The sequence below is a fragment of the Paracidobacterium acidisoli genome, from assembly GCF_003428625.2.
Taxonomy (GTDB): domain Bacteria; phylum Acidobacteriota; class Terriglobia; order Terriglobales; family Acidobacteriaceae; genus Paracidobacterium; species Paracidobacterium acidisoli.
Genome location: NZ_QVQT02000002.1, coordinates 257,204 through 276,127 on the forward strand (window position 1 = coordinate 257,204; position 18,924 = coordinate 276,127).

An 18,924-nucleotide genomic window follows, 5' to 3' on the forward strand; every position below is an offset into this window, starting at 1 on the left:
CAACCGTATCACAGACCGTGGAGTGTGTCATGTGAAGATCCATGCAGAAGGAGGTGAGGCAACCTCAGGAATGCAGTGAGAGCAGACCATCCCTCAGCGGCTGAAGCCGCGATATGGTGCAGCCTGGATGGCGCGGCTGAAGTCTGCCCTTCCCAAAGCGAACACTTCCATTGGCCTCTGCGTTGCTGCAGTGTGGATGAATCGCGGGAACAAAGCGGTCAGACCACTTACACTTTGCCTTTTGGCCCTGTACACTGTCTTCGATATGCCGTGGTTTTCGACAGAAGCACCCGCCCTGAGTGAGCAGCAGATTCGCGATGCCGTGACGCGACTGCTGGATGAAGCCCGCACCCGCATCAAACGCGACCTGAAGCGCGTGCTGCTGCTGCCGCCGGATCTGACACGCGCGCACAGCGGAGCGGGAAAGATTACCGAGATGCTCTATCAGGCGCTGCCTGAGTGCGAGGTCGCGGTGATTCCGACGCTGGGACAGCACGTTCCGCACACCGAGGAAGAGAACCGCTGGATGTTCGGATCGATTCCGCACAGCCGTATCTTCGCGCACGACTGGCGCAACGGCGTCTCACCGGTGGGCGTGATTCCGGCGAGCCTGGTGGAGGAGACGACGGGCGGCAAGGCGAACTGGGACATTCCGGTCGATATGAACTCCATGCTGGTCGATGAGCAGTGGGACCTGATCGTGAATGTGGGCCACGTGGTGCCGCACGAAGTGCTGGGCTTTGCGAACCACAACAAGAATTACTTCATCGGGCTGGGCGGCAAGGATACGATCTGCGCGGCGCACATTGCCGCCGCGGTCTACGGCATCGAGAATAACCTGGGCTGTCTGGTGACGCCGCTGCGCGCCTGCTTCAACTGGGCCGAAGAGAAGTATCTGCAGCGCTTCCCGGATGTCTATCTGCAGATCGTGATGCGCCGCGACGAGCAGAACAAGCTGGTGACGAGCGGCATTTATGTCGGCGACGATCTGGATACCTATCTGGCCGCGGCGCGCGCCAGCCGGGAGCAGAACATCACGATCTTCGACAAGCCGATCAAAAAAGTAGTCGCCGTGATGCAGGCCGATGAGTTCCGCAGCACATGGGTGGGCAACAAGGCGGTGTACCGCACGCGCATGGTGATTGCCGACGGCGGCGAGCTGCTGGTGATTGCGCCGGGGCTGGAGCGCTTCGGCGAGCAGCCCGAGGTGGACGCGCTGATTCGCAAATATGGCTACACGGGCACGGAGCGCGTGCTTCGCCTGTATCAGACCGAGGCCGATATGAAGGCGATTCCGCATGCGGTGGCTCACCTGATTCACGGATCGAGTGAGGGCCGCTTTACGATCACGTATGCGCCGGGGCATCTGACGCGGGCGGAGATCGAAAGCGTGGGATACCAGTATGCCGACCTGAAGCAGGCGCAGGCGCGCTACTCGCCGGAGAAGATGAAGGAGGGCTGGAACACGATGCCCGACGGAGAAGAGGTCTTCTACATCAGCACGCCGTCGGCGGGATTGTGGGCGACCCACGCGAAGCTGAACGATCCGGCGCGGCGCGATCTGGTTCCGGCGTAACGAGAGCCTTGCAGGACACGCGTGCTGCGTGCCCTGCAAACGAGCCCGGCTGCAATGGCCGGGCTTTTACTTTTTGGCGATGGCCCGGTCGATCGAGAGCGCTCCCGCGCCTTTGACGATGAGAAGAATGCAGAGAGCGATGACGAGCAGGTGGAACTCGTAGCCTTCGCCTTTCTGCTGGCCGTACCAGTTCATGAAGAAGCCGACCGCGATGTGCACCTTGAAGATGGCCACGACCATGTCGATGGCGATGCCCAGGGCGGCGATGCGGGTGAGGAAGCCGACGAGCAGTCCGATGGCGCCGAGGAACTGCGAGAGGATCGCGATGGCGGCGAAGAAGGGCGGGATGCCCACCACGGTGGTGAAGAAGTGCATGCTTCCGGCAAAGCCGTAGCCGCCGAACCAGCCGAGAGCGAGCTGCGCTCCGTGCACGAAAAAGATGAGTCCGAGGACAAGCCGCATCAGCGCGAGCGTGCAGTCGTTTGTAGTTGCGAGGATTCCTTTCACACAGCCTCCGTCTATCCTTCAGGGCGATGGGTAATGGATGCCCGAAGGCTACCACCGGAACCGGGCAGGGGGGAAAAAGAAAGAAGAGGCGTAAGGCGGAAGTAACGGGCGGGGAAGTCTGGGCCGCGGCGCGGAAACCGCGGCTTCAGGGTGTTTATCGCTGGCCGGTGTGCTCCGGGTTCGATCCGGGCTCGGGGAAATCGGTGTCGGATTCCTTGATGAGGTCATCGGTTTCGCGGTGAGAGAGCTGGCCACCGAGCCGGTGATCGGCATCAGGACGCAGGGCCGGGTTCGAAGGCGCTTCTTCTTCCTGCGCACCTTTGCGCACATCGCTGTCGTGACGAAAAACGGCAGGTTTGGTCATAGGGTGATGAGATGCAGCGACCTCCGGGGGGAATTGTACCCCCCGGGACAAAAAATGAAATGAAAAATGGAGCGGAAACCGGAGGGAAAATCAGCGGTAGGCGCTGGGCTTGGCGGCGACGATGCGCACGCCCATGCCGTTCAGACGGCTGCGGGCCTGCGAAGCCTCCGGCGTCTGGGGATAGCGGGCGATCAGATTTCTGAGATCGCGGATGCCGGCGTCGCGGCGGTGAAGCGAGAGCTCGGCCTCACCCTTGTGGAGCTGCGCGGCGGGCGCTTTGGGATTGCCGGCAAACTGCTCGAGCACGGCGTCGTAGGATTTGACGGCGTTCTCGTAGTCGCCTTTGCGGTAAGAGATTTCGCCGAGGTAGAACTGGGCGTTGCCGGCGAGATCGTCCTGCGGGTAGTACTTCAGCACGTCGCTGAATTCGCCGCCGGCGAGATCGTAGCGCGCGCCGTTGTAGTCGCGGATGGCGCTCTGATAGAGCTGCTCGAGCGGCGGGGCCTGCGGCTGCTGAGGCTGCTGCTGCATCATCATCATGGCGCCCTGCGGTGCGGGTTGCTGGCCATTCTGCTGTCCACCCTGCTGCTGATCGGTGGGCTGGCCCTGGGCGGGAGCGCCCGGCTGGCCGGGCTCAGTCGAGCCGGGCGTGGCGGCGGGCGGCGGAGTGTTGATGTTCTGCAGCTGCGACTGGATGGCCTTCAGCTCGGTATCGAGCTTCGCGATGCGCGACTTCAGCTCGTCGACCGAATCGTTCAGCCCCTGCATCTGGGTCGAGACCTGATCGATCTTGCCGCCGCCGGACTCATTCTGCACCTGCACCTGCTGCTGCAGGGCGTTCAGGGCGGTGCTCATGCGGTTTACGTTATCGGTGGTCTGCTGGATGACGTGCAGAATGACGCTGAGCTGCTGGTCCTGTGTCTCCTGCAGATGCTGTACGGCATCCTGCAGCTGCTGTACCTGGGTCTGCAGCTGAATCATCTCTTTGGAGACGGCGAAGGCCCGGGGAGCAGGGCAGAGACATGCCAGAGCCGCCACAGACAGAAGCAAGGTCAGAGTCTTTCGCATAGCGCACATCCTCAATCTGTTGTCCACGTTGAGCGCCGGTGGCGCTCCTTCAAACTCTTACACTCTGATTATCAACGACGAACCGGGCCGAGGGCGAGTGCCGCGGACGCAGCAAAGAGAAGCTGCGCGTCGGCTCTGCTGCTGCGCCGCCGCGGCAGCGAAGCCGGCTCGCCTGGGGCAAACCGGCCTCGGGTGCGACCCTCGCGGGTCCGCGTCCGGACATTTTCCGAATGACTTCGGAAAATGCCTTAGCGGTCCAGCGTGAACTGGCCGCGGCGGTTCAACTGCCAGCAGCTCTCGGAGTGGTCGGTGCAGAACTGCTTTTCCTTGCCGTAGCTCACCGTGCGCAGGCGGTCCGGGCTTACTCCGGCGCTGACCAGGGCCTGCTTGGCGGCATTGGCGCGGTTTTCACCGAGGGCCAGGTTGTACTCCGTCGAGCCGCGCTCGTCGCAGTAACCGCCGACGACCACTTTCAGGTCCGGATGCTGATTGAGGAAGTTGGCATCGGCCTGGATGGTGGTCTGCGCGTCGGCGCGGATATCGTAGCTGTCGTAGTCGTAGAAGACGGGCTTGACACTCTGCTCGAAGGCCGCCTCATCGATGTTCGACTCGGCGATATTGTTCTGCACGGGAGCCGAGTTCACCGTGACATTCGCGGTGGCATCCGCCGATCCGCCGTCTCCGCGGGCGACCAGGTGATAGCTGGTCGAGTTGGCCGGGTTCACGGTCTGCGTGCCGTTGGCGGCGACCTGTCCGAGGCCTTCGATGGAAACGTCGGTGGCGTCGGAGGTGTGCCAGGTCAGAACCACACTGCCACCCGCGTTGATGGTGTCAGGCGTGGCGGTGATGGCTGCAGTCGGTGCCGGAGCAGCAGCGGGCGTGGGCGGCGGCGGCGGTGGCGGAGCGGGTTTCTTGTGGCAGCCGGCCACGGTGAGCAGCGCTGCAAGACCCGCAGCAAGAGTAAGAGACCTACGGTAAGTGAATTGCACGTTCTCCTCCTTCAGGAGTGTTTATTTGGCCGCTGACGGGCCATTTTTTGTTAACCAAAGCAGAAAGGCAGGCCGAAGCCTGCCACCGTCATTTATTTCCAGCTCCAGTTGGGCATGGAATTGGAGCCTCCGTGCGTCAGCTGTTGCTGTTGTGTCCCATCCGCGAGCATCGACCAGAGTTCGCTGTGTCCGTTCTGCTCGCGCTGAAAGACGATGTGCCGTCCATCGGGCGACCAGGAGGGGAAGTCGTTCATTCCCTCCTCGTGCGTGAGCTGAACCCAGCGTTTGCTGGCGATGTCCATAATGTAGATATCCTGCCCGCCGGGCGCGCCGGGACCGTAGTGCCGGTTCCACGCAAAGGCCAGGAACTGTCCGTTGGGCGACCAGGAGGGCGACGTGGCATAGCCGCCGTCGGTCATCCGGGTAATGTTGGCGCCGTCCGCATCCATGATGTAAATCTGCGGCAGGCTGGTGCGTCCGCTGACCCACGCGATCTGCGAATTCGTTTTGGGGTTCCAGACGGGCGAGGAGTCGGGTCCGCGAAATGCGGTGACGCGATGCTGGCTGCCGCCGCTGGCATCGCAGGTGTAGATCTCAGGATCGCCGGAGTGAGAGGAGGAGAAGGCGAGCTTCGATCCGTCGCTGGTCCATGCGGGCGTGATGGTGGTGCCGGTCCACGAGGAGAAGGCGACGAGGCGGCCGAGCTCGATCGAATACATGCGAATCGACCAGCCGTATTTGCCCAGCTCGGAGAAGGCGACGCGGGAGTTGTCGGGAGAGACGCGCGGCGAAAGAGCGATACCGCTTACATGCGTGAGCTGATGCTCGTTCTCTCCGTCGTAGTCCATCGCCCAGATCTGCTTGTTGCCGGAGCGATTGGAGACGAAGTAGATTTTGGTCTCGGCGATGCCGGGCACGCCGCCGAGGCGGGTGATGATCTCATCGGCGAAGCGGTGCGCGATCTGCCGCGCGGCCTCTTCCGTGGCGTTGTCGGAGTACTGCTTGCCGAGGACCTGCGGAGTCTGCGCGTTTTTCGTGTCGAAGAGATAACCCTGCACATTGACGCGGCCGCCGGAGACGCCGATGGCGCCGAAGGCAACCATCTCGGCACTGGAGGGAGCCGCGGACCACTGCGTGAGGTTGATCTCCTGCGGTGAGCCGGGCATGACCGGAGGCGCCATGCTGCGCGAAACCATGTCAAAGATGCCGGCGTTTTTCAGATCGGTGTAAAAGGTCTGGTCGAAGACGGTCTTCAGCGGCGTGGTCTGCGCGTCCATCGTGCCGGGCTTGAAATCTGCCGCGGCCAGGCGGATGCGTTGTACGCCGAGGTTGGTTCCGGTGCGGACCCAGTCCTGCGCGTGCAGAGACGGTGCTGCGAAACCGGCAGAAAAGAGAAATATGAAGAGGGAAAACAGTTTCAGAAAAGAATGCAGCTGGGGGTTCTCGCTTTTATTCATGCTTCCGCATCCACAGAAATACTCCGTAAAGATATAGACGGCCGATACTCCGGCAGGTCATTGCTGCGGTGATCAGCGCGACGGCTGATCATAGGTGAAAGTGTACTCCACGCTGACGGTCGATCCTGTGTACTGATTAGGCAACGGTCCAAAAGAATCCACGCGCTGTACGGCTCGCACAGCGGAGGTGTTCAGAGTGGACGAGGCGCTGGGCTGCGAAATGTGAACTTCGTGCACGGTTCCGTCGCGCGAGATGGTGAACTCCACTCGCACCTGGCTGCCGTACTGCGTCGCTGAATCGATCTCCTGCCGGTACCATGCTTCGCTCACCTTCCGAGTGATCAGCGATACATACCAGGGGAACCGCGAGGAGAAATCTCCCCCATTGACGTTGACGGGACTTGCGGGCGTCGGGTTGCCCGTGGTGGCGTGAGGAATCTGCGTGGCCTGTGCTTCGCCATAGTTGGCGCGGTTCCGCTGATTGGGAACCGGCTGCGCGTGGCGTGGCGAGGGCGGCTGCAGTTTTTTCTCCTTCAGCTTCACCTTCGGCTGCTTCGCGGGGATGGGTATGGCGTCGGGAACGGGAACGGGCTCGATCTTCGGAGCGGGCGGCGCAGGCGCCGGGCTGGGCTGCTCGGTGGCCAGAACGTTGGGCGTGGGCGGCGTGTCCTGAGGCAGAGGAATGGACGGAGCGGAGCTGACGAGCGTGGCCTGGATGGCTCCGGGAGGCGCGTTGTTGCCCCATTCATTTCCATGCAGGCGGCCGGCCAGCCAGATATACAGAACGAGCGCGCCCGCGATAGCAATATGCAGCAGAAGCGATCCGGCCACGGGGGGGCCGAAGGGATCGGATTGCAACGGGACGCTGTTTCTCGGCATAACTTCTCTTACTGCCCCTGCGAACTACTTTGCTGACGCGCCGCCGGGGATGGGCTGCGTGACGATGCTGATGTTGGTGATGCCGGCCTGCTTCACCGCATCCATCAGTGTGGCGAATGCGCCGAAGGGGACCTTCTCGTCTGCGCGCAGATAGATGATCTGGTGCGAGGGATCGCTGTCCGGCTGCTGATGCAGAAGGCCGGGCAGGTCGGCGAGGTTCACCGGCTTGTCGTTGAGAAATATCTCCTGATCGCGGTTGATGGTAAGCACCGTGCGCTGCTGCGTGATCTCTTTGACGGTCCGCGTCTTCGGCACGCTGACGTCGATGCCGGACTGCAGCACCGGAGCGGTGAGCATGAAGATCACCAGCAGCACCAGCACCACGTCGACCAGCGGCGTGATGTTGATCTCTGCCAGAGAGGTCTGCGTATGGCCGCTTCTACTTGTGAAGGCCACGCACGGTCTCCCTTTCCATCGGGTCCTGATCGGGCCGCAGCGCGACCTCTTCCATGCTGTTCAGCAGCTCGCGCGCGAAGTCGTCCATGCGCGCGCCGAAGTCGCGGCAGCGCGCGGTCAGCTGGTTGTAGGCCACGACGGCGGGGATGGCGACGAGCAGTCCGGCGGCGGTGGTGATCAGCGCTTCAGAGACGCCGGGCGCGACGGCGCGCAGCGTTGCGGTGCCGGCGGTGCCGAGTCCGTGAAAGGCATCGACGATGCCCATAATGGTGCCGAAGAGACCGACGAAGGGCGAGATGGCGCCGATGGTGGCCAGCCAGGTGAGGCGGTGCTCCATGGACGTGAGCGCTTCGCTCGATGCCGTCTGCGCGGCGCGCTCGAGCGCGGTGATGTTGCGCGGCTGCCCATAGCCGCCGGTCTGCCGCTTGTAGGTCTCATACACTTCGTCGAAGACGGCGACCAGAGGACTGGGTTTGAACTGTTCGCTGACGGTAGCGATCTCCTGCAGGCGCGACGCCTTGCGAAAGGCGCGGAGGAAGCGGCGGCTTTGCGCGCCGGCTCTGCGGAATGAGGAGCTCTTGCCGAGAATGATGGCCCACGACCATATGCTTGCGACGAGGAGAACGGCCAGAACCGCCAGAGCGACCGGCCCGCTGTTCTGCACCATCTCGACGATTGCGCTGCCGTTGCTGACCGGTGGAGCAGAGGAGCCGGCGTCGGTCTGCAACAGAAAGAATGCTGTGGCACTAAAAAGATGTATCATCGCCTGCTTATCACGTTATCAGATGCGGTTTCGCCTCGCGGAGGTGGTGGAGGCCGTTTCGGCGGGCAGGAATCAGATCAGTGACAGGCCGATCTGCATTTGAAACAAGCGACTTACGCTCGGATGTCTGAGGCTGCAAGGCAGCTTGACGTGTAGCTACAATATGGCTACGTTGTTGGGTAAGACGTTGTCACAGCTTTTCCGGCACCGAAGGCTCTGCGGACCTTCTACATCACGCAAAAGGCGGCCGGCTATGGAGAAGAAACTGAAAATCCCTGAATTCCAGAGCGAAGCGGACGAAGCACGCTGGTGGGCTGAGAACCAGAGCGCTCTTGCTGGAGAATTTCGTCGCGCGGCGGCAGAAGGCCGCCTGGGAAGAGGAACTGCGGCCCGGCGGGGAATTACACCGACGACGACCATTCGCCTTGATCCTGCGGATATCGAGCGCGCCCGCGCTCAGGCGGAGCACCGCGGCCTGAAGTATCAGACGTATCTGAAGATGCTGATTCACGAGGCGCTGCAGCGCGAAGAAAAAAAGATGGCGAGCTGAGCGCCGCTTTTTACGCCGTATTTTTCAGCGCCCGGATTTCAACGGCTTGTCTTCAGCATCTGCTCGGCGTGGCGGCGCGAGGTATCGGTGACGGTGGCGCCGCTGATCATGCGGGCGATCTCTTCGGCGCGCTCGGTTTCTCCAAGCAGACGGACGGAGGTGCGGGTGCGGCCCTGCTTCTCCTGCTTCTCGATGAGGAAGTGCTGATCGGCGAAGGCGGCGATCTGCGGCAGATGCGTGACACAGAGCACCTGCTGCGCCTTCGAGAGGGCTTTCAGCTTCTGGCCGACGGCCTCGGCGGCGCGGCCTCCGATGCCGATGTCGATTTCGTCGAAGACCAGGGTGCGCGGAACCTGAGTTTTGCGCTTGCCCTTCTGTCCCGCTCCTTCTTCGACGCTGACTTTGAGAGCGAGCAGCACGCGCGACATCTCGCCGCCGGAGGCGATCTCATCGAGCGGCTTGAGCGGCTCGCCGGCATTGGTGGCGATGCGGCACTCGACGGCGTCCCATCCGTGCGTGGTCCAGGCGAGCGAGTCTTCTTCGGGCGTGACGGCGACGGCGAAGCGCACCTTCATGGCGAGATCGTTGATCTGCGACTCGGCGAGCTTCTCGAGCTTCTTTGCTGCGGCGGCGCGTTCGGCGCTGAGGCTGCGGGCGGCGCTGCGATAGCTTTCGGCGGCGCGGGTGAGGTCGGCGCGCAGCGACTTCAGAATTTCATCGCGGTTCTCGATCTCGGAGAGCTTCTGGCGGACCTCTTCTCCATACGCGATGACCCCGGCAAGCGTGGCTCCGTACTTGCGTTTGAGCCGGTCGAGCTGCGCGAGGCGGTCTTCGATCTCGGCCAGGCGCTCGGGCGAGGCGTTGATGCCCTCGGCGTAATCGCGCACCGTGGCGCTGACATCCTGCACAGTGGCGCGGGCGGAGGCGAGCTGCTGCGCGGACTCCTGGAACTTCGGGTCGTAGCGGGCGAGCTCTTCGATCTGGCGAAGCGCGGCGCGGAGAGCGGTCTCGGCCGAGGCGCTGTCGTCGTAGAGCAGGCCGTAGGCGCTCATGGCGGCGGCGTAGAGCTTTTCCGCATTGGCGAGGACGCGGCGCTCGGTTTCAAGCGCTTCATCTTCGCCGGGCTCGGGCTTCGCGCCCTCGATCTCGCGCGCCTGGAAGCTCCACAGGTCGGCCATACGAAGGCGGTCCTGCTCGTCGCGCTCGAGGGCGGCGAGCTTCTCCTGGATCTGCTGCCACTGTGTGTGCGCGGCGGCTGCTGCGTCGGTGGAGAGACCGGCGAAGCGGTCGAGAAGCTGGCGCTGCTGCGCGGCATCGAAGCCGCCGAGGGTCTCGCTCTGCGCGTGGACCAGGGCGAGCTCGGGCGCAAGCTGGCGGAGCACGGCAACGGTTGCGGGCTGATTGTTGACGTAGACGCGGGCCTTGCCGCTTTCGAGAATCTCGCGGCGCAGGATGATCTCCTGGCCCTCCGCGTCGATGCCGTTGGCTTCGAGGACGGCTTCGGCTCCGGGCGTGCTCTCGAAGACGCAGGCGACGACGGCGCGGTCGGCGCCGTGACGGATGACGTCGGGCGAGGCCTTGTGGCCCATGAGCAGGGCGAGGGCATCGACGAGGATGGACTTGCCTGCGCCGGTTTCTCCGGTGAGCAGGTTCAGGCCCGGACCGAAGACGGCGATGGCGTGGTCGATGACAGCGTAATTTTCAGCCCGCAGTTCGAGAAGCATGACGCGTCTTCGCGCAGGATACTACAGGGCGCAGGATTCAGAGATCGCGGCGGCCTTCGAGCGCGCGGGTCATGGTGACTTCGTCGGCGTATTCGATGTCGCTGCCGGCGGGAACGCCGGTGGCGATGCGGGTGAGGCGGACCTTCGACGGGCGCAGCAGGTCGGCCAGCCAGCTGGCGGTGGCCTCGCCTTCGACGGTGGGCGAGGTGGCGAGGATCACCTCATCGAGCTCGCCGTGCCGGGCGCGCTCGGTGAGGCCGGAGACACGCAGATGCTCCGGTCCGACGCCGTGCAGCGGCGAGAGCGTGCCGTGCAGGACGTGGTAGACGCCGTTCCATGCGTGCGTTTTTTCGATGGTGGCGATGTTGGTCGGCTCCTCGATGACGCAGACGAGGCGCTGGTTGCGCGTGGGACTGGCGCAGTAGACGCAGGGATCGATATCAGTGATGTTGTTGCAGACGGAGCAGAGACGGAGACCGGCTTTGACATCGCGGATGGCGGCCGAGAGCGCGTCAGCATCTTCGCTGCCGGAGCGCAGGATGTGAAAGGCCAGGCGCTGCGCGGATTTGGTGCCGATGCCGGGGAGCTTGCGCAGCTCTTCGATGAGCCGCGCCATGGGTTCTGCGAATCGTGACAAAAGCGGGATGCCCTCAGAAAGATTGTAGCGGGTCAGCGCGACGCGTGGGCGGTGCGGTGGGAGCAGGTGTATGCTCAGTACGACCTATGAGCATCCGACTTTCACATCTTCTCTCGCTGACTCTTCTTGTGTCTGTCACGCTTCCTCTTGCTGCGCAGCAGACGAAGCCCAAACCGGAGGACACCGAAGTATGGGAGCCGGTGCCTCAGGTGGTGACTCCGGGCGCGACCTGCGGCGCTCCGCCATCGGACGCGATCATTCTCTTCGACGGAAAGAACCTGGACGAGTGGGTCTCGGCTCAGGACCACACGCCGGCGCAGTGGACCGTCGCCGATGGCATCGTGACGGTAAGCAAGAGCGCGGGCAATATCGAAACGAAGCGGAAGTTCAAGGACTATCAGCTTCATGTCGAGTGGAAGATTCCGGAGAACATCACCGGCAGCGGCCAGGCACGCGGCAACAGCGGCGTCTTTCTGGCTTCGATGGGACCGGGCGATGCGGGCTATGAGCTGCAGGTTCTGGATTCGTACAACAACAAGACGTATGTGAACGGCCAGGCGGGCAGCCTCTACAAGCAGGCGATTCCGCTGGTGAATGCGAACCGCAAACCGGGCGAGTGGCAGAGCTACGACGTGGTGTGGACGGCGCCGACCTTCAACGCGGACGGCTCACTGAAGACGCCTGCCTATGCGACGGTCTTCTTCAACGGCGTGCTGGTCGAGAACCACTTCGAACTGAAGGGGCAGACGCTGTACATCGGCAAGCCGTTTTACAAGGCATATGACTCGGCGCCGATCAAGCTGCAGGCGCACGGCGACCACAGCGAGCCGATCAGCTTCCGGAACATCTGGGTAAGAGAGCTGCCGTAACACGCACGGGCTGATGGATCTGACATAACCTGGAATGCGGCTGGCTTCGTTGCGCAAAGCGAAGCGGCCGCATTTGCCGTTATGGCGCCGAAAGATCGGATGGAAAGGGGCTAAACGGAGGCCATGGCGCGCTCTCTCAGTGGCGCGAGCCGGGTCTGTTCCAGCTCATCGCGGTAGAACATGTTATAGGTGTCGAACGGAATGAGCCGCCTGGCGTCCGGGTGAGCGATGTGGATGCAGGTTTTCTTTATCGACCGCAGATCGAAGCCCTGTGCGTCGATGAACTGCACGATCAGCACACGGAAGAGATTCTCATAGCTCAGACTGGCCGGGGCGGAGATCCGCGGCAGGCAGCAGAGCAGCTCGCGCAGGGTGTTTGCCTGCGACTGCGGCGAGTGGTTCGTCGCGAAGAGTCTGAAGATGTGATCGGTGACCGCCTGATCTTTCTCGAAGAGGATGGTGTTGCGTCCTCCGTTGATCAGTACATCGGGATCGACCATCCCCGTCAGCGGAACGACCTTGCCGCCCAGCTTCAGTGCGTAGGCCATGGCCAGCGTATCCGGATGACAGGGTACGGGGATGAGGTCTTCGGGGCGAAAGGCGCTGGTCTGCTCCAGAATGCGCCGCCGCACCTCGCTCAGCGTGAGACGGTGCACTGCGGGATCGTAACCCTGCAGCCGTCCGGCGCGCTGCACCGGCTGAAAGGTGACGCCGCGGACACAGGACTGCTGCAGAGCGAAGTCGATGATGCTGCCCATCTCATCGTCGTTCACGCCGCGCTCGACGGTGACGACCAGCGTGGTGGAGACGTTCAGCCGGTTCAGCTTTTCGAGCGCCTTCTCGCGGATGGAGCGCAGGTCCGCTCCGCGAAGCTGCATCAGCGGATCGCGGCGCAACGAGTCGAACTGCAGGTAGAGCTCGAACTGCGGCATACAGGCGGCGAGCTGCTCGGCGAAGCCATCTTCCTGTGCGATGCGGATGCCGTTTGTATTTACCATCAGGTGTTTGATCGGGCGGCGCTTTGCCGCGTCGAGCACTCGGAAGAAATCGGGATGGAGGGTGGGCTCGCCGCCGGAGATCTGCACGACATCGGGCTCGAGCTCGTTGGCGACGACCATGTCCATCATGGCCTCGATCTGCTCCAGTGTGCGATACGTTGTGCGGTGGGTTCCGCTTTCGGCGTAGCAGACGGGGCAGTTGAGATTGCAGGCGTCGCAGATTTCGATGAGTGAGAGGCAGGAGTGCTGCTCGTGGTCGGGGCAGAGGCCGCAGTCATAGGGGCAGCCGTACTTTACCGGCGTGTTGTAGTGCTGCGGCATCTCCGGAGGCTTGATGAAGACCTCGCGGCAGCGGCGGTAATAGTCGATGTCGTCGGCCATCAGCACGCGCTCAAATCCATGCTCCGGGCAGCGCTTGAACATGTAGACGCTGCCGTCTTCAAAGACGATCTTTGCATCGATCCGGCGGAAGCATACCGTGCAGATCGACACGGCGGTGTCGTAGAAGAGATAATCGCGCGTCTTTGCCATCACCGATCTCCGCTTCGATCCACATTTTGAAAGAAGCGTTTATATATTGCGAGGATAAGTGCGAAAAATCCCAGAAGGACGAGACCTGCAAAGCTCAGTACGATCGCAAGCAATTCGGTCCATCCGGCAATTGCGAGAAATGGTTGAAATATATTCGAAGACCGTAATCCCGTGACGGCAAGGAAATTCACCCCGCACAATCCAAGCGAGACGGTAAAGACCGAAGCCAGCACTGCCGCTGCCTTCGCAAGTCCCGTCCGGTTTTCCGACTGCAGTTTCATGCGCTCCTCCGGAGTGACCGGTCAGACGGCTTCGATTTGCCGCCGGTCGTTTCCTTCCATGATTCCCAGCGCCGCCAATCCCGCCACGCAGGCCCACTGAATCACATTCATTCCACCGATCAGAGGCTGCGGCTTCAGAAAGTCGATCCCCAGCCTCCATGCCAGATAGCCGGCCAGAAACAGCCGGAAGATGCGTCCATTTGTATGTGGCCGCCTGCCATAACGCCACAGGATACCTGCCAGAGCCGTCAGAAACAGGACTTCGTACAACTGCGCCGGGTGCCGTCGCACGCCGTCGCCGAAATCGACGCCCCAGGGCAGCGAAGTCGCTTTTCCGTAGGTGTCGTCGGCCAGCCCCGCGAAGAAGCAGCCGATGCGCCCGATGGCAATCCCGATACAGAGCGGAACCGCAAAGAGGTCTCCGGTGCGCTCGCCGATTCCGGACGCGGACTTTATCATTTCCACCGCGAGCCAGCCGCCGAGCAGACCGCCCACGATGGTTTTGCCGCCCGGCAGGAAGAGACTGTGCCAGCTCAACCCTGTTCGCGGAGCCTGCTCCAGCAGTCCCAGCACCCGGCTGCCGGCGAGCGCTCCAACTGCAGCGGCGGCAAGCAGAATCCATCGCTGTTCGGTGGTCAGGAAGTCCTGCTGCCGGCTGCGGCTGCGCCGGTAGAAGGCATAGCCGCCCACGTATCCGAGCACTTCAAAGAGCGGATGAAGCTCAGGATGAAAGAGAGAGTGCAAGCCGTATCAGTGTACGGGCCGGGCCTGCATTCTGCAGTCTGGAAAGACGGACTTTCGGAGGAAATGCGTTTCGCGCGGGAGGGTTCCGCGGGTTCGGGGGAGCGAACCCGCAGGGTTACACGGTGACGGCGGCCGGACGGCCTTCGCGGACGGCGGCGGCGAGCTCGGCGAGCAGGCTGCGCGTCTCTTTCCAGTCGATGCAGGCGTCGGTGATGCTCTGGCCGTAGACCAGAGCGCCGACCTGGGTTTTGCCGGGGACGAACTTCTGCGCTCCGGCGACCAGATTGCTCTCGAGCATGACGCCGATGATGCGGCGGTCGCCTCCGGCGATCTGCCCGGCCACGTTGCGGCAGACGGCGCCCTGGCGAGTGTGGTCCTTGTTCGAGTTGGCGTGGCTGCAGTCGATCATGACGCGCTGCGGTACGCCGGTCTTCGCCATCTGCTCGCAGGTCTTCTGCACCGACGCGGCATCGTAGTTGGTGGTCTCGCGGCCGCCGCGCAGAATGATGTGGCAGTCCTCGTTGCCACTGGTAACGAAGATGGCCGACTGGCCGTACTTCGAGTGTCCGAGGAAGGTGTGCGGATGGCTGGCCGAGAGGATGGCCTCGACGGCGATCTGCGTGTTGCCGGAGGTGCCGTTCTTGAAGCCGACCGGGCAGGACAGACCGGAGACCAGCTCGCGGTGGTTCTGGCTCTCGGTGGTGCGGGCGCCGATGGCTCCCCAGCTGAGGAGGGCGGCGATGTACTGCGGCGTGATGATGTCGAGCAGCTCGGAGCCGGCGGGCACGCCCATCCCGGCGAGATCGATCAGCAGATGGCGGGCGAGGCGCAGGCCGTCGTTGATGCGGAAGGATTCGTCGAGCCAGGGATCGTTGATGAGGCCCTTCCAGCCGAGGGTGGTGCGGGGCTTCTCGAAGTAGACGCGCATGACCAGCAGCAGCTCCTTCGAGAACTCGGACATGGCGTCTTTGAGCAGCGCGGCATATTCGCGCGCGGCTTTGGGATCGTGGATGGAGCAGGGCCCGGCCACGACAATCAGGCGGTGGTCGTCGCCGTTGAGGACGTCGCAGATCTGTCTGCGCGTCTCAAAGACGGTGGCCGATGCGGTGTCGGTGATGGGCAGCTCTTCTTCGAGGAAGGCCGGTGGAAGAACTACTTTGGTCCACTTGATGCGTAAGTCGTCGGTCGGGTAGAACATGAGGTCTTTCACAGTGTAAGCGAGACAGGGCGAGTCCGGTTACTCGCCGGCCTTCAGTTCCTCAAGGAGAAAGGCGTAATCGAGCGCGATCTCCTTCAGATAGTCGTAGCGGCCGGAGGCTCCGCCGTGGCCCGCGCTCATATTGGTCTGCAGCAGCAGACGATGCGCGCCGGTGCCCAGTCTGCGCAGCTTCGCGGCATATTTGGCCGGTTCCCAGTACATGACCTGGCTGTCGTAGAGCGACGTTTTGACCAGCATGGCGGGGTAGGGCTTTGCCGCGAGGTTGTCATAGGGGGAGTAACTGAGCATGTACTCGAAGGCCTCTTTTTCATTCGGGTTGCCCCACTCCTCGTATTCGGGAACGGTGAGGGGCAGCGAGGCGTCGAGCATGGTGTTCATCACGTCGACGAAGGGCACATGCGAGACGATGGCGCGGAAGAGATCGGGGCGCAGATTGGCGATGGCGCCCATCAGCAGGCCGCCGGCGCTGCCGCCTTCGGCCGAGACGCGTGCGGGATCTCCATAGCCGCGGGCGGTGAGGTGCTCGACGACGGCGATGAAGTCGGTGAAGGTGTTCTGCTTGTGCATGAGGCGGCCGGCGTCGTGCCAGGGCTTGCCGAGGTCGCCTCCGCCGCGGATGTGGGCATAGGCGAGGACAAAGCCGCGATCGAGCAGGCTGAGCCGGTTGCTGTTGAAGCCGATGGGGAGCGAGTAGCCGTAGGAGCCGTAGCCGTAGACCCAGAGCGGATTGGCGCCGGCGCGGAAGCGGTCTTTTCGATAGACGAGCGAGACCGGGACCTCGACGCCGTCGGGCGCGGTGGCAAAGATGCGCTCGGAGGCGTAGAGCGTGCGGTCGAAGCCGCCGGGGACCTCCTGCTGTTTGAGCAGGGTGGATGCGCCGGTGGCGATGTCGTACTCGTAGACCGAGCCGGGCGTGACCAGCGACTGATAGCCGTAGCGGTACGTGGCGGTCTCGAACTCGCGGTTGATGTGCGGATGCGCGGCGTAGACGGGCTCGGGGAAGGCGATCTCGCGGCCGGGAGCGAGCGCGGCTCCGGAACCGGCGAAGGGCGTGACGCGAAGATGCTCGAGGCCGGCAGAGCGCTCGCAGACGACGGCGAAGTCTGCGAAGAGATCGAAGTCTTCGAGCATGACGTCGGCGCGGTGAGGGATCAGCTCGGTCCACTGCTGTTTGCCGGGCGAGGCGACGGGCGCGGTGATGAGGCGGAAGTTGCGCCCTGTGTCGTTGACGCGGATGTAGAAGAGGCCGCCGCGGTGATCGGCGTAGTACTCGATGCTGTCCTGGCGCGGCGCAATGAGGCTCCACGCGGCAGTGGGCTGGTCGGCGCGGAGGAAGCGCTCTTCGGAGGTGGTGTGGCTGGCGCTTCCGAGAATGAGGTACTGGCGGTCGCGCGTGCGGCCTGCGCCGATGTTGAAGCGCTCGTCGGTCTCTTCGTAGACGAGCACGTCGGAGTCGTGCGGCGTGCCGAGCTGATGGCGGAAGAGCTGGTACTGGCGTTTCTGCTCCTCGTCCTCGATGGTGTAGAAGAGCGTGCGGCTGTCGGCGGCCCACACGACGGAGCCGACGCGCTCGACGCGCTCGGGCAGCAGCTCTCCGGTGCGCAGGTCTTTGACCTGCAGCGTGTACTGGCGGAAGCCTTTGTTGTCGATGGAATACGCGAGCAGATGGCCATCGTCGGAGACGGTCATGGAGCCGACGGCCATGAACGATTCGCCCTTGGCGAGCTCGTTGATGTCGAGGATGATCTCCTCCGGCGCGAGAGAATCGGGCGCGGAGGCGGAGATGCTTCCGGCGACTTTGCGGCACTGGATGGAGTACTGCAGCCCCTGCTCGGTGCGGGAGTAGTACCAGAAGCCGCCGCTGCGGAAGGGGACCGAGACGTCGGTCTCCTTAATATGGCTCAGCATCTCGTCGTAGAGGCGCTTCTGCAGCGGCTCGGTGGCGGCGAGCGATGCGGAGCAGTACGCGTTCTCGGCTTCGAGGTACTCGATGACCTCCGGGTTCTCGCGCTCGCGGAGCCAAGCGTAGTCATCGACGAGGGTGTGGCCGTGAAGGCGGGTTTCGGTGTGGCGAATGGCCGCGACCGGGGGCTGAAGGACGGTTTCCGTGCTCATTCCTGGCTTAGATTCACTTCTTCGCGCGTGCGACGGTGTGTGGGGACTGCGTCTGCGCCTGGGCTTCGTCAAGCATGGAGTAGAGCTTGTTGAAGTCGAGCACCTGTTCGTAGTTGGGAGCGCCGGAGCCGGCCTTGTCGATCACGATCCACACGGTCGGCGTCTCATGCACGCCCATGCGGTCGCCGAGCGCGACGTCGGCGCGCACATCGGCTTCGAGCCTGCCCTGGGGATCGATGACGAAGGGCAGATCGATGCCGCGATCCTTTGCAAATTTCGCTGTGGCGCTCTGCAGGTCGGCCTTCGTTTCGATGTTGACCTGGTTGGCGAAGACGGCGTCGCGGTACTCATCGCCGGTCTTCTTCGCCTTCGTGTCGAACCAGCGGGCGTAGACGGCGGCCTGGAAGCTCCAGTTGTGCATGGGGAGCGGGAAGTCGTGGCGCACCCAGGCGGCGTGGTACTGCTCGGCGGCCTGCTTCAGAATGGGGTTTTCGTGCGCGCACATCGGGCACTCGAGGTCGGCGAACTCGACGAGGGCGATGTGGTATCCGGGCGGTACTTTGAGCGCGGAGGTATCGTGCACCTGCGCCGGTACCTGCTGGGCCTGCGCCGGTCGAAGACCGCAGTACACAACAAAGAGGGCAGCCAAAACGAAAAGTGCAAAACGGCGTCTACTCACCATGCCTTCTAATGTATCGCTTTGCGACGGTCCTGCGGAAATCGGGATTTCGGCCCGGGCCGCTGCTACTCTGAACTCGGGGGTTCGATAGACGGATGCGCGTGCTGCTTGTGATTCTCGCTCTGGCCGGTCTGGCGGTCGCTTCGTATACTCTGCACCTGCACTACAGCCATGCGGTCGAGTTCTGCGACATCAACTCGCACTGGGACTGCGGCACGGTCAACCACAGCCGCTACTCGCTCTTCCACGGGATTCCGGTAGCGGTGATCGGCATGATCGGGTACGTGGTGCTGGCGGTGCTGGCGCTGCTGCGGCAGAAGGCGCTGACGCTGATTGCGGCGCTGGCGGGCCTGGGCTTTGCGCTCTACCTGACCAACATCGAAGCGCACGTGCTCGAAACCTGGTGCCTGTACTGCGTGACCTCGCAGTGCATTATCGCGGTGATTACGCTGCTCTCGATCGTCTGGCTGTTCCTCGGGCGCAGACCGAAGACGGCGTAGCGGCGACTTTCCGACCGG

20 protein-coding genes are annotated in these 18,924 nt (G+C 63.1%); 4 read left to right on the top strand and 16 right to left on the bottom strand.

What is annotated here, in order from left to right; all coding sequences use genetic code 11:
* Positions 1-241 precede the first annotated feature (241 nt).
* Positions 242-1,576, top strand: coding sequence for a nickel-dependent putative hexonate epimerase (locus D0Y96_RS04805; protein ID WP_252263495.1), 1,335 nt, complete (start codon positions 242-244; stop codon positions 1,574-1,576).
* A 66-nt stretch (positions 1,577-1,642) separates the two neighbouring features.
* Here D0Y96_RS04805 and D0Y96_RS04810 read toward each other — a convergent pair whose 3' ends face one another.
* The 8 genes from D0Y96_RS04810 to D0Y96_RS04845 form a co-directional block, all read right to left on the bottom strand.
* Positions 1,643-2,083 carry a DoxX family protein gene (locus D0Y96_RS04810; protein WP_350448966.1) on the bottom strand — a complete coding sequence of 147 codons (441 nt, stop codon included), beginning with the start codon at positions 2,081-2,083 and terminating at the stop codon, positions 1,643-1,645.
* 154 nt (positions 2,084-2,237) lie between these two features.
* Positions 2,238-2,447 carry a hypothetical protein gene (locus tag D0Y96_RS04815; RefSeq protein WP_117298225.1) on the bottom strand — a complete coding sequence of 70 codons (210 nt, stop codon included), beginning with the start codon at positions 2,445-2,447 and terminating at the stop codon, positions 2,238-2,240.
* A 90-nt stretch (positions 2,448-2,537) separates the two neighbouring features.
* Complete coding sequence (locus D0Y96_RS04820) at positions 2,538-3,515, bottom strand: tetratricopeptide repeat protein (RefSeq protein WP_158562214.1); 978 nt, start codon at positions 3,513-3,515, stop codon at positions 2,538-2,540.
* A gap of 248 nt (positions 3,516-3,763) precedes the next feature.
* Entirely contained in the window at positions 3,764-4,504 is a 741-nt protein-coding gene (gene pal / locus D0Y96_RS04825; RefSeq protein WP_117298227.1) for a peptidoglycan-associated lipoprotein Pal, read from the bottom strand.
* A gap of 92 nt (positions 4,505-4,596) precedes the next feature.
* The gene (gene tolB, locus D0Y96_RS04830) at positions 4,597-5,961 is read right to left on the bottom strand and encodes a Tol-Pal system beta propeller repeat protein TolB (RefSeq protein ID WP_117298228.1); all 1,365 of its coding nucleotides are present in this window, start codon (positions 5,959-5,961) and stop codon (positions 4,597-4,599) included.
* 72 nt (positions 5,962-6,033) lie between these two features.
* Positions 6,034-6,840, bottom strand: a complete 807-nt coding sequence (locus D0Y96_RS04835) for a TonB family protein (protein ID WP_117298229.1) — start codon at positions 6,838-6,840, stop codon at positions 6,034-6,036.
* A 24-nt stretch (positions 6,841-6,864) separates the two neighbouring features.
* Positions 6,865-7,296, bottom strand: coding sequence for an ExbD/TolR family protein (locus D0Y96_RS04840; RefSeq protein ID WP_117298230.1), 432 nt, complete (start codon positions 7,294-7,296; stop codon positions 6,865-6,867).
* A complete protein-coding gene (locus D0Y96_RS04845) occupies positions 7,280-8,059 on the bottom strand; it encodes a MotA/TolQ/ExbB proton channel family protein (RefSeq protein WP_117298231.1) in 780 nt (259 codons plus the stop codon). The genes D0Y96_RS04840 and D0Y96_RS04845 overlap by 17 nt, the downstream gene beginning before the upstream one ends.
* Before the next feature lie 253 nt (positions 8,060-8,312).
* Between D0Y96_RS04845 and D0Y96_RS04850 the strand changes: the two genes are divergently transcribed.
* A complete protein-coding gene (locus tag D0Y96_RS04850; protein WP_199480184.1) occupies positions 8,313-8,609 on the top strand; it encodes a hypothetical protein in 297 nt (98 codons plus the stop codon).
* 38 nt (positions 8,610-8,647) lie between these two features.
* On the opposite strand, the gene recN is transcribed toward D0Y96_RS04850, so the two are convergent.
* Complete coding sequence (recN, locus tag D0Y96_RS04855) at positions 8,648-10,333, bottom strand: DNA repair protein RecN (RefSeq protein ID WP_117298232.1); 1,686 nt, start codon at positions 10,331-10,333, stop codon at positions 8,648-8,650.
* A 37-nt stretch (positions 10,334-10,370) separates the two neighbouring features.
* Entirely contained in the window at positions 10,371-10,949 is a 579-nt protein-coding gene (gene recR, locus D0Y96_RS04860; protein ID WP_117298233.1) for a recombination mediator RecR, read from the bottom strand.
* Between the two features lie 107 nt (positions 10,950-11,056).
* Here recR and D0Y96_RS04865 point away from each other — a divergent pair, with 107 nt between their 5' ends.
* Complete coding sequence (locus D0Y96_RS04865; protein WP_117298234.1) at positions 11,057-11,839, top strand: 3-keto-disaccharide hydrolase; 783 nt, start codon at positions 11,057-11,059, stop codon at positions 11,837-11,839.
* A 110-nt stretch (positions 11,840-11,949) separates the two neighbouring features.
* On the opposite strand, the gene D0Y96_RS04870 is transcribed toward D0Y96_RS04865, so the two are convergent.
* The 6 genes from D0Y96_RS04870 to D0Y96_RS04895 all read right to left on the bottom strand — a co-directional run bounded on the left by D0Y96_RS04870 (position 11,950) and on the right by D0Y96_RS04895 (position 18,409).
* Positions 11,950-13,368, bottom strand: a complete 1,419-nt coding sequence (locus D0Y96_RS04870) for a radical SAM protein (protein WP_117298235.1) — start codon at positions 13,366-13,368, stop codon at positions 11,950-11,952.
* Positions 13,368-13,649: a hypothetical protein gene (locus D0Y96_RS04875; RefSeq protein ID WP_117298236.1), complete on the bottom strand. Its 282-nt coding sequence runs from the start codon at positions 13,647-13,649 to the stop codon at positions 13,368-13,370. Before D0Y96_RS04875 ends, D0Y96_RS04870 begins: the two co-directional genes overlap by 1 nt.
* Before the next feature lie 21 nt (positions 13,650-13,670).
* Entirely contained in the window at positions 13,671-14,393 is a 723-nt protein-coding gene (locus tag D0Y96_RS04880; protein ID WP_117298237.1) for a prolipoprotein diacylglyceryl transferase, read from the bottom strand.
* A gap of 115 nt (positions 14,394-14,508) precedes the next feature.
* Positions 14,509-15,591 (bottom strand): 3-deoxy-7-phosphoheptulonate synthase, encoded by a 1,083-nt coding sequence (locus D0Y96_RS04885; RefSeq protein WP_117298238.1) that lies wholly within the window; start codon positions 15,589-15,591, stop codon positions 14,509-14,511.
* Between the two features lie 39 nt (positions 15,592-15,630).
* Positions 15,631-17,727 carry a S9 family peptidase gene (locus tag D0Y96_RS04890; protein ID WP_117298239.1) on the bottom strand — a complete coding sequence of 699 codons (2,097 nt, stop codon included), beginning with the start codon at positions 17,725-17,727 and terminating at the stop codon, positions 15,631-15,633.
* Between the two features lie 13 nt (positions 17,728-17,740).
* A complete protein-coding gene (locus tag D0Y96_RS04895; protein WP_117298240.1) occupies positions 17,741-18,409 on the bottom strand; it encodes a DsbA family protein in 669 nt (222 codons plus the stop codon).
* A 98-nt stretch (positions 18,410-18,507) separates the two neighbouring features.
* Between D0Y96_RS04895 and D0Y96_RS04900 the strand changes: the two genes are divergently transcribed.
* Positions 18,508-18,906: a vitamin K epoxide reductase family protein gene (locus tag D0Y96_RS04900; RefSeq protein WP_158562217.1), complete on the top strand. Its 399-nt coding sequence runs from the start codon at positions 18,508-18,510 to the stop codon at positions 18,904-18,906.
* Positions 18,907-18,924 lie beyond the last annotated feature (18 nt).

What these genes read in the sequence shown, in the direction of transcription:
- D0Y96_RS04815 (WP_117298225.1), bottom strand. Translation starts at nt 2,447, where the DNA reads ATGACCAAACCTGCCGTTTTTCGTCACGACAGCGATGTGCGCAAAGGT.
- D0Y96_RS04820 (WP_158562214.1), bottom strand. Translation starts at nt 3,515, where the DNA reads ATGCGAAAGACTCTGACCTTGCTTCTGTCTGTGGCGGCTCTGGCATGT.
- tolB (WP_117298228.1), bottom strand. Translation starts at nt 5,961, where the DNA reads ATGAATAAAAGCGAGAACCCCCAGCTGCATTCTTTTCTGAAACTGTTT.
- D0Y96_RS04835 (WP_117298229.1), bottom strand. Translation starts at nt 6,840, where the DNA reads ATGCCGAGAAACAGCGTCCCGTTGCAATCCGATCCCTTCGGCCCCCCC.
- D0Y96_RS04845 (WP_117298231.1), bottom strand. Translation starts at nt 8,059, where the DNA reads ATGATACATCTTTTTAGTGCCACAGCATTCTTTCTGTTGCAGACCGAC.
- D0Y96_RS04850 (WP_199480184.1), top strand. Translation starts at nt 8,313, where the DNA reads ATGGAGAAGAAACTGAAAATCCCTGAATTCCAGAGCGAAGCGGACGAA.
- recN (WP_117298232.1), bottom strand. Translation starts at nt 10,333, where the DNA reads ATGCTTCTCGAACTGCGGGCTGAAAATTACGCTGTCATCGACCACGCC.
- recR (WP_117298233.1), bottom strand. Translation starts at nt 10,949, where the DNA reads ATGGCGCGGCTCATCGAAGAGCTGCGCAAGCTCCCCGGCATCGGCACC.
- D0Y96_RS04865 (WP_117298234.1), top strand. Translation starts at nt 11,057, where the DNA reads ATGAGCATCCGACTTTCACATCTTCTCTCGCTGACTCTTCTTGTGTCT.
- D0Y96_RS04870 (WP_117298235.1), bottom strand. Translation starts at nt 13,368, where the DNA reads ATGGCAAAGACGCGCGATTATCTCTTCTACGACACCGCCGTGTCGATC.
- D0Y96_RS04875 (WP_117298236.1), bottom strand. Translation starts at nt 13,649, where the DNA reads ATGAAACTGCAGTCGGAAAACCGGACGGGACTTGCGAAGGCAGCGGCA.
- D0Y96_RS04885 (WP_117298238.1), bottom strand. Translation starts at nt 15,591, where the DNA reads ATGTTCTACCCGACCGACGACTTACGCATCAAGTGGACCAAAGTAGTT.
- D0Y96_RS04890 (WP_117298239.1), bottom strand. Translation starts at nt 17,727, where the DNA reads ATGAGCACGGAAACCGTCCTTCAGCCCCCGGTCGCGGCCATTCGCCAC.
- D0Y96_RS04895 (WP_117298240.1), bottom strand. Translation starts at nt 18,409, where the DNA reads ATGGTGAGTAGACGCCGTTTTGCACTTTTCGTTTTGGCTGCCCTCTTT.